Origin of the sequence: Arthrobacter flavus (assembly GCF_039526005.1) — a bacterium.
Taxonomy (GTDB): Bacteria; Actinomycetota; Actinomycetes; order Actinomycetales; family Micrococcaceae; genus Arthrobacter_D; species Arthrobacter_D flavus.
This window is the reverse complement of record NZ_BAAAIJ010000048.1, coordinates 1-12,708: the sequence shown is the minus strand read 5'-3', so window position 1 is coordinate 12,708 and position 12,708 is coordinate 1. Positions and strand designations below refer to the sequence as shown.

Below are 12,708 nucleotides of genomic sequence, written 5' to 3'. Positions count from 1 at the left end.
TATCCTATTGAGAAGCGCCGCTAGAACAGCCGCCTGAACATCTCCTCAGCAGCGGAAATCACCACGAACCGCGAAGAGCCCCCTTAGCGTGCTCGTAGACGATGGATCTCAAGATTCCATGCAACGTTCGGGCCGGTGCCGGCTATGTGCGCGATTGCCGCCGCGCAGGGCATGCCGGATCCACTTTTCAGACTATTTCTCCCAACCGGCGACGCTTTGATCCTTAGCCGCACACATGAGAGGCATGGCCAACCCCTCATCGCAACCGCCCCGTAACCCTTTGATCCAGTTCATTTTTGATCTGCTGGCTTGCTTCGAATGGGGGTGAAATCCTCGATCAGATCGCTAATTGATTACTTAATGATTAACCCGCCGTTTGAGAGTGCAGCCTACTTGTGAGCTTTGTTGTAGGCGTCCAGGATTGAGTGGGGGACCCGGCCTCGTGCACGCGGATTATGACCGTTAGCTTGTGCCCATTCGCGGATTCGCTGGAGTTCTTCGCGCTTTCGAGTTGCGGAGAGCCCGGCCTGTACGCTCTGGCCCTGACGGCTGCTGGCCGCCTTACGTGCCCCGTCCACGTACAGAGCAACAGCGGCCCTCAGCTGTACAGCATTCTCCTTCGTCAAATCGATTTCATACTTCGTGCCATCGATCCCGAACCGGACGGTTTCCTGGGCCAGCTGACCGTTCAGATCATCAACCAATTGCAACTGCACACGCTGCACCATCTGTTTACTCCCAAAATAATCGTCATGAATCAAAAAGGTGTTCTCGATAGCTGACTGTACAACGCAGTATTCTTCTGTGTCAGGTAGAGAAGTCCGAAGGATTTAGACAAGTCGCTGATCCCTTTGCATGCCACCCTCAACGGCTGCATCGAAGCATTGAACGCACGGACCGTCAGCGCGGCCGAGGTCCAACGGATAGATGGTCCTCCGCCCCACGGCATGGCCGTTACGGCCGAGGATATGAAGACAGCCCGTTCCTGGCTTGCGAACACCCTTGCCTCCAACGTCGATGAGGACGGACTGCAAGCAATGATCGACCGTGAGGCAATTGATCGCGAGTGGATCGGCAAGCCCGAGCGCATAACCTCCCTCGCGCTGGCCCTCGTGCTCATCGCGGGCGCCGCTGTTGACCGATAACGATGGTTTGCGAGATGCAGGAGCGCGCGTTCGGGCTCCCAGTTAGGTTGTCGATGTGGGAAGCAACCAGCCGGTTGTAGGCGGCAGTGTTGGAGCGGGCGCTTTCAGCGCCACTTGCCGCGCTTCGTCGCTTCGTCCCGGCGGTCGTGTTAGTAGGATCGGGTGATGATTTCTTCTGAGTGGGTGCCGTACTACCGCGAAGACGATGGGGAGTTGCTCGGGTACCTCGTTCCGGAGGGTGCGTCTTTCGTCCCTGTCACAGTGTTCGGGTATGGGCTTGGTGATGCCGTAGATGAGTACGATGCTTTCCAGGTGCTAGAAAGCATTGGGTTGAGCTATTTGGCGGATACATGGGTGCTGTCCATCGCTGAGCGCGATGAACCGATCAATGTTCAAATTGTCGAGGCAAGCCCGAGCGTATTGCGTGTGAAAAGTGTTGACTACGGGTGGGAGCAGGATTACGGCACGATCATCGAACTTCCGGTTCCGGAAACAGGAAGGCTCAGACGTCAGTAAACTGCTTACCTTTGGGGTCGATGTCCCGTGAACGGACCTGAGATCATCGGCGCGGTAGCGACACATCTGGGGGTGAGCGTCCGGACTCTGCATCACTGGCACCAGTGTGGGGTTGCTGTACCTTCGGGGCGTACGAGTGGGGGATATCGAACATACTCTGCCGGCGACGTCGCGCGATTGCGGCGGGTGTTGTTGTTTCGGGACCTGGGTGTGCCGTTGCAACGAATACCTGCCCTCCTCGAAGCAGGTTCAGCTGAGCGGCGAGAAGAACTGGAGCGCCGGCGGCTAGAGCTGGCGACGAAGATCAGGCACTTTCAAGGCGTGGATCAGGAGGTCGAACGGCTGCTCGCGGCTGAGGAGCAAGGCATCCTCATATCCGCAGCGGCGCAGGCCCGGGTGTTCGGGGAGCAGTGGGACCCGACCTGGACGACGAAGGCACGCGAGCAATGGGCCGATTCGACACAATGGGCCGAATATACGGAACGGTCAGCAACCCGCACCGAGGCCGACTGGCACAAGGTCGCAACATCCATGGAAGAGGTTACAAACACCTTGGCTGAAGCGAAACGTACCGGTACTTTGCCTGCCAGTGAGCGGGCGAATGTTTTGGCAGAAAAGCATCGCGAAGTGATGAGCGAGTACTTCCACTGCACCCACTCGATGCACGTATTGCTCGCATGCGGGTATGTGACAGAACCGGGTCTCCACACGCATTATGAGCAGGCGGAGCCAGGTTTGGCTGGTTGGCTCAAGCAGGTCATAGACGCTAACGCTCTATTCCATGGTGTGGACCCGGATACTGCCGTGTGGAAGTGATGGGTCAGCTGATAGTTGTCAGGGCGACGTCGATGATGTCTTGGCTGGGCACGTGCAGCGCGTCAGCCGCTGTTCTTCCGGTAGAACTCAGGTAGAGATCGACGAGACGGTTTCCGACCGCGTAGCCGGCCCCCGTTGGAAGGCCCACTGGCTCGCATCCAAATCGTCTAGCGGAGTCATCACCATGAACCCAGGCCGTGAAGTTCTGCATCCCTTGGATCCTCAGCCCGGAGATGACCTTCGCGAGAACCGCATCATCAGCCAGGTGAGGCTGGCCGATGGGCGTGTAACCGGCATCCCCGTAGAGTTGCCGTGCGAAAGCATCAGCCAACCCTTCCGATACGACCTGCTCACCGACCACCACACTGGCAGGGTCCCAGATGATCCCTCCTGGTGCGTAACGAAGGTTGTGGTTGAGTTCGTGTACTGCGGCGGATTCGACCCGGGCAAGGTTCTCTTCGGTGGGCCAAAGCGTCAGTGACACATAACCAGTCGCGCTGCCGTTTCCGCTGAAGCCACGTAGCGGACCCATGAAGTACTCATCCTCGGGGTCGCCCAGCACGAGAAGGACCACAATGTCGGGAACATTAATGCGAGGAGCCGCAGCGCACTGAACGTCGATGGCTCGGGTCATTGCGTTGCTGATGCGCGCCCACACATCAGCATCCCGAAGCTTTTTAAGCGCCCCGGGAACTTCATCCACGCACCGACCAAGGGGGAACCCGAAGCTCATCGCGTGCATCGCCGCAAGGTCAACATCTCCCGGGAAGTACCGGAACATTCCCTCAACCGGAGCGAGCATGTCACGAAGCACGTCCACCCGGTCATCGATGGGAGCCGCTAGCACGGCCTCCATCCCTACGCTCGTATCCAGAACCGTTATAGCCATGACGTCGACAGTAGAGACTGACGTAACGTCAGGGTCAACTCAAGCACCGCGCCGTACATTGATCCCGGCTATCAGCCTGTGACTGCGAATACAGGCGTCCAGAAATGATTGATTTAGTGGGCTAGGTGGTTAAAAATCGCGGATCGCGAGCGTAGTCCTTGTGTCGAAGATCGAGAGCTGCCCGGACTTGAGAGGGGGCGTCGTCGCCCACGAGTATCCGTAGCCGATGGTCATCCTGAGCGGCTACTCGGGAGAGGATCACGATCGCGGCATCTTCCGCCGTCATACCGCCGCCCGAATCGTCTTGCGGCCACGGAACCTCATTAGTACCGAACAGCTCGGTCCGTAGATCGTCGTAGCTGATCGTCGGCGAGCTGAACCGCATGCTGTCTCCGGCCCAGTCCGTGTCGAGAGCGGCGGGCTCGATGAGAGACACGCGGATTCCGAACCCCCGAACCTCCGAGGCCATCGCCTCGCTGAACGCTTCAAGACCCCATTTGGTGGAGTTGTAGAGGCCGAGCATTGGCATAGTTCCTACCGCTCCCACGGTCGATATCTGGACGACGTGTCCCGCGCCCTGAGTGCGCATGATTGGGATCGCGGCTTGGCTCAGCCAGAGCGGGCCGAGCAAGTTTGTGTCGACAATCGCGCGGGCATCTTCTTCGGATGCTTCCTCGATAGCCCCGACTAGGCCGTAGCCGGCGTTGTTTACGAGGACGTCGAGTCGTCTCAGGCGTGCCGCCGCCAGCTCTACTGCTTCGTGCGCCGCGCGTCGGTCACGAACGTCGAGCGTCTGCACTGTTAGCCGGTCGTGTTTAGGAAGAGAATGTTCGCCTCGTACAGTCGCAACCACGGCGTGTCCAGCGTCAAGAGCGCCAAGGGTGAGTGCCCGTCCGAGCCCGCGATTGCCTCCGGTGATCATCCATGTCTGTAGGGAAGTCATACTGACATCATATCTTAAACTGGACGGACCGTCTCGTTTGCTAGTGTAGTGTTCTTGCATGGCGCGTCAACGAACCCGTAGCAAGGTGCACGAGGCTGTGCTGTCCCTTGCGTGTGAAAGTCGAGTCGGCACGCTCACGATGGAGGGGGTGGCAGCGCGGGCCGGCGTAAGTAAACAGACGCTCTACAGAACCTGGCCGTCGACGGGTGCGATTCTGTTCGATGCGCTTCTGGCCCGCAGCGCGGACGAGGGCGGCGACGTCGTAGTTCCGGACTCCGGGAACCTCGCCACCGACCTAGAGGGGCTGGCGGTGGCGACTATTGCGGAGCTGACCGACCCAACTCAGGAGCCGCTGCTGCGCGCCGTTACAGCGGAAATTCAATCAAACGAGGGTCTAGCCGCGCAGTTCCGAGAGATGCTTCTTGCTCCGCAGCTTCACGGAATCTCTGATCGCCTACGTCGGGGAGGCGTGACCGACCCAGACGGAATTGCCGAGCTGTTCGTCGCTCCGATCTTCCACCGCTGGTTGCTGCGTAGCCGCCCGTTCGACGCCGCGTGGGTTGCTACCCATGTAGCTCGCGTGCTGCGCGCTTCATCCGTATCGTAGGTGTGCCCGGAAACGATGGTTAGCGAGGCGTTCAGGGCATTAGGTTAGCGCCCGTCAATCCAGACTTGCCTAGCGGCTTGTGAGCTTCGCGCCCATCATAGCGGCGTTAAAGCTTGAGAAGTCCAGCGCCGGACTTAGCCGATCGTATGTTCCTTCTTGGAGCAGTTCCCTAGCTGAGGCTTCGATGACTTCGTAGCACGCTAGCGCTCCAGCCATCCCTGTTGTGATACGGCCAGCTCCAGCTGCTAGGAGATCTCTGACAGATGGGCATCCCGGCCCGGTCATGATGTTCAGCGGTACGCTGAGGTTTCCAGCGAGACGCGAAATAGTAGGTAGATCGGTCACTCCGGGGACAAATATCCCGTCGGCTCCAGCATCAATATATTTCTCGGCACGACGGATGGAGTCGGCATCCCGTTCGGCTGGATCAGACGAGCCAAAGAAGGCCGTGTCCACCCTCGCGTTGATGAATAAGGAAACGCCGTAACGATCAGCTGTCTGGCGGATGATAGCAATCCGATCGGCTTGTGCATCCGCGTCCATAAGCTGAGATCGATTAGAGTCCTCCACATTGATTCCGACAACACCAAGATCCAAGACCTGTTGAATTATTCGAATCAGGCCAGGCTCGTCAAGGAAATATCCGTTCTCAATATCGGCTGTGACGGGCAGATCCGTAGCTTGAACAATCTTGATCAGGGCCGCGATCGCATCGCCAGGACCGAGACCACCGCCATCGTGCACGCCGGCCGCCCAAGCAATCCCCGCGCTTGTGGTCGCGATAGCGGGCGCTCCGGCTCGTGCCAGACAGATCGCAGATGCCGCATCCCAAGCATTTGGAAGAACGAGCTCTCTCGCCAAGCACAGATTCCTAAATGCGAGGGAAATGATTTTCTGGTCAGCAAGGGAGGCAGCGTTCTGTTTTGAAGTCATAAATACATCACAGCAGAGTCAGACACTCTTAGTCTGGCGAGAATTGGACACGACCGTCAGCATGCCCGGTAACGATCGTTACCGGGCAGCCCCACGTACCGGAGACAAGTATGAAGATAGACGGCTCGGATCCTGTCTTACTTATCCATTTTTGTCAGAGGACGATGGGCGAACAGCACTACGTGAGTGTGGTTGCCAGTCACTTCTACCAGCGGCGCGGGCAGTAGATTTTTCGCTGACCGGCAGTGATCCAGGTTTTAGCCAACTATTCAGAGCATTCATCCCTGGCTTAGTCCAGCCGGATGTTCTCATCTGTCGAAGCTCAGATCGCACCGCACGGCCAAACTGGTGACGGTGTCGTGATCGGCTGCACGAACATCGGCGGCCTTCTGCGCCAACTGGTATTCCCACTTGAGCTGGTCCAATGCGGCCAGTTGGTCCAAGCGCGCTTCAGTTTTCGGAGATAGCCGAATTGCAGATGGCATGAACTGAACTCCCCTCATGAGTGCGTGTTGAGACAATCTTCGAGGGCTGGCATCAGTAGCGTTCCAATAGAATGCAGGCCGTCCCCCTGATGTTCGCGGTATTGGCTTTACTTTCACTGAATCGGCCGTTGCTCTGCCCGTATCCACGGTAACCACGTAGCCTGTGCGTATGAAGCAAGCTATCCAGCGCTACCTTTCCGAGCGCCTCTCAGCGCGATCTGCTGCGAACATCAGGTCGTCAGGTTTCGGCCAGTGACTTCGGGGTGGATATTCATTGCTCTTGGTCTCGCTCTTGGATTGCCGGTTTTCCTGGCCGCCAAGGGTGTACTGAAACCCAACAGGTTCATCGGCATCCGGACTAGGTCGGTTCGACGGAGTCCGGAAGTCTGGCAGGCAGCCAACGCGGCTGCAGCCCCGATCCTGGTGCCCGTTGGGTTCTTAGCTGTCCTTTTCGGGATCGGTGTGGTTCTAGATTGGCCAGCAGGAATGGCTGATTTGGGTGGGAGTCACGGACTGGTGGGCGCCTTCGTCATCATCATTGCCGCCATCATGAGCGCGCGGACTGCAGAGAAGGCAGCGCAGGCTTCAGAGCAACCGATATCCCGCGAATAGGGTATTGAGGAGAAAACCATGGCGATCACAGCCACCGAAGCACGCGGAGACCTCACAGTCCTGATTGAACGAGTGAACGCCGATTGCGTCGATGTCGAGATCATCTCTAGTCGTGGATCCGCAGTGTTGATGTCCAAGGATCGGTATGACTCGCTCAAAAAAGCCAGCTACCTGCTGAGTTCCCCCGAGAATGCACGCCGCCTCATGGCCGCATTGGAATCCACCAAAATACGTAAGGCACCTCCGGGCCAGGGCACGGCAAGCTTAGGATGACCGCCGTCTCTGGGCTGCTGTGAATGATTCCACCGCAGTGGAGACCAGAACCGCGACAATGGCTGCGACGACGAACGGCAAGAAAGGGCTGTCCAGCACCCCGGGGAAATTAGGGCTGCACTCGAAGAAGCGCTCTTCCCACGGCGTCGCTAATGCAAACTTGAGCTCACCGTTGCCGGAGGCCAGAACACTGCCGAAAAGAGTCACGAAAACAGCACCGCCGATAGCCGACATGAACGACCAAGTGTGATTCGCTGCGCGTTCCCCGACGCTCTCGTCTTCGCTCAGGAGAGCATATTCCGCGCTCCCGGGTTACCGGTCAAGGAGTAGTGTGGCCAGACAGTGGTCGGGAGTAGCTACTCAGTCCTTGCTGAAAGGTATCTGCCGACCATCAGCCGCCAGAACAACCGACTTGGGACCGAACCATCCGACTCTGGCATCAACAACCACCGCGTCTGGCTGTGTCGCGCGCAACCGCGCAGATCCCAGGAACAGAGCCCTCTCATCGGCAACCTGATTATCAACGACTAGGCGCGCTCGATACCAAAAGAGCGCCGACTGATCGAATTCGACGACGAGGTTTGAGCCATTGTGCTTGAGCGAAAACTGCTTCATTCAGTTCCCTTTCCCAGAAGTATTCTGCGCTACGACATAAGCATCCAAAGCAGTCTGGGAAATGCGACCGCGTGAGCTTGGGTTGTGGCCGTTCCCTTTGGCCCATTCGCGGATTCGCTGAAGCTCTTCGCGTTTACGTGTCATGGACAGACTCGCTCCTGTGCTCAGCGCTGCGTTGCGTGAGATCGGCTTGCGGGCTTTATGAACGTACGGCGACAGGGCATCACGCAGCTGCGTGGCGTGCTGTATGGTCAGGTCGATCTCGTACTTGTGCCCGTCGATTCCGAATCGAACCGTTTCCTGGGCTTCCTCTCCGTTGAGATCATCAAGCAATTGAACTTCTACGCGTTGCGCCACTGTTTTTCCCCAAAGAATAGTAAAGAGCCAAACAGCTCCTTGATATTGACTCTACAGCCGCATAATTTGATTGCAAGGAATAGACCCCCCCGTGAAAAGCTGCCAGCTAGAGCTCATCCGGTGCAGCCGGCGTCACTGAGCCGATCCAGACCCAGCTCTCACGCTGGATCTTGATGCCCGGCTCGAAGAAGGAGATCTTTACCGCAGCTTTGGTCCAGGACAGAGCCTGCGCCTCCACCGGTACGCCTGGGAAGGATACCTGATCCAGTTCAGCCTCCGTGAGCATGATGGGTTCCTCACCCATCCTTGTGCCGGACGCTGCCTGGACGGAGTTGACGACCCCGATGGAGGACGACAGCATCGAACAACTGATCAGTTACTGACAAGTGCTCGCTGTGCAATCAGTATCAGGGCAGCAGAAGCCGGGCAGCCGTGAACGCCAGAGCACCGGCTGCATAACCGGCGAGGACCTGTGCCGGGGTGTGAGCTTTCAGCTTCACTCTGGACCACCCGACGGCTGCGGCGAGCAGCAGGGCCAGCACCGGGCCGGCGACCGGTACCGGGACCAGCAGCGCGAGTGCGACGTAGGCTGCGACGGCTGCATGGACGGACAGCTTCCAGACGAGGTTCGCCAGTAGGCAGAGCAGCAGACCGAAGAAGACGCCTCCGACCTCACCGAACAGTTCCGCCGGCGCATCGAGGACCATCAGCAACAGCGCACCCAGGCCCAGGGACACCGCTGCGGCTACGAAGATCGGCGCCCGGTGTTCGCGGACGCTAACGTGATGATCGGTCACAGAGCCTCTGGACTTGAGCACCAGGACCAGGGCGAATGGCAGGCCCACGGTGAAAACGGCAGCTGTGATTGCCTGCAGCCACGTGACCCCGGGTGTGAGCAGCGGCTGGGCCAGGAGCAGACCTCCCACCAGAACAGCCGGCGCGAAGACTTCGGTCACGATGTGCGCCAAAGTGAGGCTTCTGGGGCTAGTCTCTGCTGCCAGGGGCTGGTGGATTTCAGACATCAGACAATCCTACGAGGCGACGCTGCGGGCCTACTCTCGCGCGTCTTTCCCTACTGAGAAGGCTCTCGTCAGGCTGCCTGCTGCGCCGCCGAGAAGTACGTAAGCAGTGATGATAAGGGCCCGGTATGCAGGGTCACCAAAGTTCTCGATGAACGTCGTGCGTCCGGCGAAAATAACAGCAGCGACCGCGACGCACAACGCAGCAACGATGAACCACAAGGTGCGGCCAGTTCTCAACGGGGTGTCCTCTCTCTTTTTCCGATGGTGTCTATTGCTGCGGCTAGACCGAGCATGGCGGCGGTGTAAAAAGTCGTACCGAAGGCGACACGCTGCACCAGCGTCTAGCGGTACCCAGGTGTGCCTGTGGTTGCGTCACCGTGAAGTGAGAAGGAATCCGGTCCTCCACTGATGATCTGACTATCTGGCCGCTATGGCCGTCCTGATGAGCTCAACTGAGGTGCTTCTGACTCTAAACGAGGGATCGCACTTCGTGAAGGAGCAATCCTTGATCGTCGGCCCGCTGCCCACTTCACGAGAGAACTGCATGTCTTTTGCCTACGCGCTCAAGGCGGGGTGAAGCTCCTCCGTGCGAAAGCTGAGCATGAGCCTCCCGCCGGACTTGGTTAGCTCCACTTGGCCCGCCACGATCGGCAATGAGCGGGAGGATACAGGCATGGTCTATTGGCGGAACTGAGGTGCAAGCGAGTGTAGTTGAGCCGTGTCCTGTACCTGGGAGAGTGCGCTCCTCCCGCGGGCAAGGCTTCTTGAGCGATTCGGTCGTAGTGGCGGCGAGACATCGTGCTTTGGAATAAGTCGTTACCGGTGCGTTACCGCTAACTCCTCCTAGGCAAAGCGAAAGGCCCCAGTTCCCTTTGTCTACAAGGGAACCGAGGCCTTTTCTGTGGCGGTGACGGTGGGATTTGAACCCATTTCCGAGGCAAGACAGGTTCGAAGTGATGCAGGAAATCCCCTGTACAATCAGCGATTTCAGGTACTTTGCTCGCATGCATTCACGGATACTCACAGGTACTCCTGCACCAAAATGCACCACGGGCAATCATTGACAGGTGGGTTGTCCGTCCTGCGCTTACGGCTTACGTGCCGGTGATCCACCGCTACTTAGATTCAGCAACCGGTTCGGTCTTCACCAAGGCCTTAGGCGGTGTCGGATTCCTGATGCCACCCCGGAATTCCTCGTTGCGCAACAGGAGTGACTCCACTTCGAGGAGCAGGTCTTGGCGCAGGCCGGCCCTGCTGAGGAAGGCATCCAAAGCCACCAAAATGACGTAAATGGAGCGGTTGCCGAACTGCCCATGGGCCTTCTTGGCCCGGTTCTTCACGTTGTTAGGGATATGAGGCGCGTCAATCACGGAGTGGTTCCACAGCCGGGAGTGGTGAGCACACCGGTTGCGAAGGTAAACAAAGGACTTAACCTGCGACGTGAAGCCGCTCCATGCAACATCCAAGTTTTGGGCTACCTGCTTGGGGATGTCTTGGCTCTTAGATCGCTCCAAGGACCTAGATAGTGTTCCAAAGGAAAACACCTCTACCGCCGCCCACACTGGCATCTTGGGATAGCTTATGAGCTTAGGGTTCTTGACATCCGCATTTCGGAAGTGCTCAACGTACGGCTCTCTGCTGCGGTCTAGATCTCGAAGAATCGACTCGGTTACCGGAGAATCGGACGGGCTGTCAACGAAAGACGTCTCTTGAAAAAGGTCGCCGTATGGAGAGGCAAGCTCCGAAAATACGTAGGCAAACTGCGTTCGCAAGCAGGTCTCCACCAGGGACAGACCAGCCATACAGAGTGTCCGGAGTTCATGGTCGAGCTCGTAAATGCTTCGGATGTTTGCGAAGTCAGCCGAGGGGTGGAATGTGTTGTCTCCGTATGCAGGATCCAGTTGGAAGTATCGGGCATAGCCAGAGAACCGGTAGTAGTTCACTCGTTTGAGGAATGCCGTGCAATCCTCAAGATCACCTATCGTGAGGTTACGCTTGACGAGCAGACTGGCCTGCCCGTCAAAGCTCAGCCGAATCTTCTTCGTCATTCTGTGCAGGTCCCCTGGTTAAAAAAATGGCCCCTTCCATTTGAGCTTCTGCGAGAGGCTTGGAAGGGGGACTATTGCTATCGATTCTATGGGGGGCGTTCGGCGACGTCAAACGGAGACAGCGCGTCCATCGACGTTCAGGGTCGCATTGCCGTTTGCATCAGCGGTGTCAAAGATCTGTTTCCCCTAATTGCTCCAGCCGTTGCCGGCTGAGGGCGTCAACGACGTTGTTAAGGTCATCGGGGAACAGCGCGGCGTAGGTGTCCAGAGTGACCTTGGCCGACTTGTGGCCGAGCATTCTCTGGATGACCTTCACGTTAGCCCCCGCGCTGATCGCGAGCGAAGCAGCCGTATGCCGTAGGTCATGGGGAGTGACTCGCCGGAATGTCTTATCGGCTGACTGGGCGCGCTTAACAGCCCCGGCAAACCAGCCCGAAGCAGCATTGCCTGGCCGCAGATAGCCGCCCTCCTCGGAGTTCCACAGGCGGTCTTCCTGACCTTTGCCCGTGCATGCAGCCGTGACCGCGGCGTCGAGGAAGTCCGGGTATGCCACGGTGCGTCTCTCGTGGTTCTTAACTCTCCCCAGTACGGCCTTGCCGTTGACCTCGGCCACGGCTTCCCGTATGTTTACTCGGCGTGCTTTAGGGGCCACGTTTCGCACCCGCAGCGCCGTGGCCTCCCCCCACCGGAGGCCCGTGTAGGCGAGAAACAGTACAAGATCGGGGTGCCGCGATGTGCGGGCCAGTGCCCCGACCTGGGCATGCGACAGGAACACCTCATCAGGGATTGGCTTCTTTTTGATCGTGAGGTCGCGCGCCGGGTTTTTCGTGATTCTGTTGTCTTCTACCGCGTGGTCGAGGATGCCGGCCAGGAGGTCCCGGACCCGGGCAACGGTAGTGTGAGAGCGCTTCTCGCCTAGTTCATTCAGCCACGCCTGTACGTCGCGTTTGGTGATTGCCCCGACCGCGTAACTTCCCCACTTCGGCTTGACGTGAATGCGCCATGCACTTTCAACGGAATGATAACTCGATGCCGTGATCTTCGGCCTGTGTTGTTCGAGCCACTGGATACCGAGCGCGGAGACGGTAGCTTTCGCATCCGATCGGTTGACATAGGCACCTTTGAGTTTCGAGACTTCCACGGTTGCTAGGTGAGCCTCGGCGTCGCGCTTGAGCTTGAACCCTCGGTCGTGCCCTCGGGCGCCATCTGGTTTCGTGTACCAAACCTCGTACAGCCTGCCCTTTGTTTTAGTGCTGTACGCCTTGACTGTGCCCATGCCGCCCCGGTGAGTGTGAATTGCGTGAATAGTTGTGAGCTTACAGGCGGCGATGTGTTATAAAGGAAACTCAATTACATACATGAGTGGGGTCTGCCCAGACTTTGGTTGACACTGGGGGTGGGTGGTTTCTAGGCCGCGTGTGTGGCTAAGTAGATTGTCTCAAACTCG

The 12,708-nt window shown here is 58.1% G+C and carries 18 protein-coding genes; 6 read left to right on the top strand and 12 right to left on the bottom strand.

Going from position 1 to position 12,708, the window contains the following annotated elements; all coding sequences use genetic code 11:
• Positions 1–389: 389 nt before the first annotated feature.
• Entirely contained in the window at positions 390–761 is a 372-nt protein-coding gene (locus ABD059_RS12725) for a histone-like nucleoid-structuring protein Lsr2 (RefSeq protein ID WP_343880621.1), read from the bottom strand.
• Positions 762–968: 207 nt separating this feature from the next.
• Between ABD059_RS12725 and ABD059_RS12720 the strand changes: the two genes are divergently transcribed.
• From ABD059_RS12720 to ABD059_RS12710, 3 genes are all read left to right on the top strand, one after another.
• Entirely contained in the window at positions 969–1,145 is a 177-nt protein-coding gene (locus tag ABD059_RS12720) for a hypothetical protein (RefSeq protein ID WP_343880619.1), read from the top strand.
• A gap of 165 nt (positions 1,146–1,310) precedes the next feature.
• Positions 1,311–1,661, top strand: coding sequence for a hypothetical protein (locus tag ABD059_RS12715; RefSeq protein ID WP_343880617.1), 351 nt, complete (start codon positions 1,311–1,313; stop codon positions 1,659–1,661).
• 27 nt (positions 1,662–1,688) lie between these two features.
• Complete coding sequence (locus tag ABD059_RS12710; protein WP_343880615.1) at positions 1,689–2,477, top strand: MerR family transcriptional regulator; 789 nt, start codon at positions 1,689–1,691, stop codon at positions 2,475–2,477.
• Between the two features lie 4 nt (positions 2,478–2,481).
• Here the strand turns inward: ABD059_RS12710 and ABD059_RS12705 are convergent, their stop codons facing one another.
• The gene (locus ABD059_RS12705; protein WP_343880613.1) at positions 2,482–3,366 is read right to left on the bottom strand and encodes a DUF2268 domain-containing putative Zn-dependent protease; all 885 of its coding nucleotides are present in this window, start codon (positions 3,364–3,366) and stop codon (positions 2,482–2,484) included.
• A 121-nt stretch (positions 3,367–3,487) separates the two neighbouring features.
• Complete coding sequence (locus tag ABD059_RS12700; RefSeq protein ID WP_343880611.1) at positions 3,488–4,309, bottom strand: SDR family NAD(P)-dependent oxidoreductase; 822 nt, start codon at positions 4,307–4,309, stop codon at positions 3,488–3,490.
• 58 nt (positions 4,310–4,367) lie between these two features.
• Here ABD059_RS12700 and ABD059_RS12695 point away from each other — a divergent pair, with 58 nt between their 5' ends.
• Complete coding sequence (locus ABD059_RS12695; protein ID WP_343880609.1) at positions 4,368–4,916, top strand: TetR/AcrR family transcriptional regulator; 549 nt, start codon at positions 4,368–4,370, stop codon at positions 4,914–4,916.
• A gap of 69 nt (positions 4,917–4,985) precedes the next feature.
• Here ABD059_RS12695 and ABD059_RS12690 read toward each other — a convergent pair whose 3' ends face one another.
• On the bottom strand, positions 4,986–5,849 hold the full coding sequence (locus tag ABD059_RS12690) for an isocitrate lyase/PEP mutase family protein (protein ID WP_343880606.1): 864 nt from the start codon (positions 5,847–5,849) through the stop codon (positions 4,986–4,988).
• 308 nt (positions 5,850–6,157) lie between these two features.
• Complete coding sequence (locus tag ABD059_RS12685; RefSeq protein ID WP_343880604.1) at positions 6,158–6,334, bottom strand: hypothetical protein; 177 nt, start codon at positions 6,332–6,334, stop codon at positions 6,158–6,160.
• Positions 6,335–6,586: 252 nt separating this feature from the next.
• Here ABD059_RS12685 and ABD059_RS12680 point away from each other — a divergent pair, with 252 nt between their 5' ends.
• Entirely contained in the window at positions 6,587–6,946 is a 360-nt protein-coding gene (locus ABD059_RS12680; RefSeq protein WP_343880602.1) for an SdpI family protein, read from the top strand.
• Between the two features lie 18 nt (positions 6,947–6,964).
• Positions 6,965–7,219, top strand: a complete 255-nt coding sequence (locus ABD059_RS12675) for a type II toxin-antitoxin system Phd/YefM family antitoxin (RefSeq protein WP_343880600.1) — start codon at positions 6,965–6,967, stop codon at positions 7,217–7,219.
• Here ABD059_RS12675 and ABD059_RS12670 read toward each other — a convergent pair.
• The 7 genes from ABD059_RS12670 to ABD059_RS12640 form a co-directional block, all read right to left on the bottom strand.
• Complete coding sequence (locus tag ABD059_RS12670; RefSeq protein WP_343880598.1) at positions 7,211–7,453, bottom strand: hypothetical protein; 243 nt, start codon at positions 7,451–7,453, stop codon at positions 7,211–7,213. The two genes, ABD059_RS12675 and ABD059_RS12670, sit on opposite strands and share 9 nt — an antisense overlap.
• A 126-nt stretch (positions 7,454–7,579) precedes the next feature.
• Positions 7,580–7,834: a hypothetical protein gene (locus ABD059_RS12665; protein ID WP_343880596.1), complete on the bottom strand. Its 255-nt coding sequence runs from the start codon at positions 7,832–7,834 to the stop codon at positions 7,580–7,582.
• Positions 7,835–8,191 carry a histone-like nucleoid-structuring protein Lsr2 gene (locus ABD059_RS12660; protein ID WP_343880594.1) on the bottom strand — a complete coding sequence of 119 codons (357 nt, stop codon included), beginning with the start codon at positions 8,189–8,191 and terminating at the stop codon, positions 7,835–7,837. It abuts the gene before it with no gap.
• Positions 8,192–8,297: 106 nt separating this feature from the next.
• Positions 8,298–8,552 carry a hypothetical protein gene (locus ABD059_RS12655; protein WP_343880592.1) on the bottom strand — a complete coding sequence of 85 codons (255 nt, stop codon included), beginning with the start codon at positions 8,550–8,552 and terminating at the stop codon, positions 8,298–8,300.
• Positions 8,553–8,598: 46 nt separating this feature from the next.
• Complete coding sequence (locus ABD059_RS12650) at positions 8,599–9,213, bottom strand: phosphatidic acid phosphatase (RefSeq protein WP_343880590.1); 615 nt, start codon at positions 9,211–9,213, stop codon at positions 8,599–8,601.
• Between the two features lie 1,115 nt (positions 9,214–10,328).
• A complete protein-coding gene (locus ABD059_RS12645) occupies positions 10,329–11,261 on the bottom strand; it encodes an Abi family protein (protein WP_343880588.1) in 933 nt (310 codons plus the stop codon).
• A 169-nt stretch (positions 11,262–11,430) separates the two neighbouring features.
• The gene (locus tag ABD059_RS12640; RefSeq protein ID WP_343880586.1) at positions 11,431–12,537 is read right to left on the bottom strand and encodes a tyrosine-type recombinase/integrase; all 1,107 of its coding nucleotides are present in this window, start codon (positions 12,535–12,537) and stop codon (positions 11,431–11,433) included.
• Between the last annotated feature and the right edge of the window lie 171 nt (positions 12,538–12,708).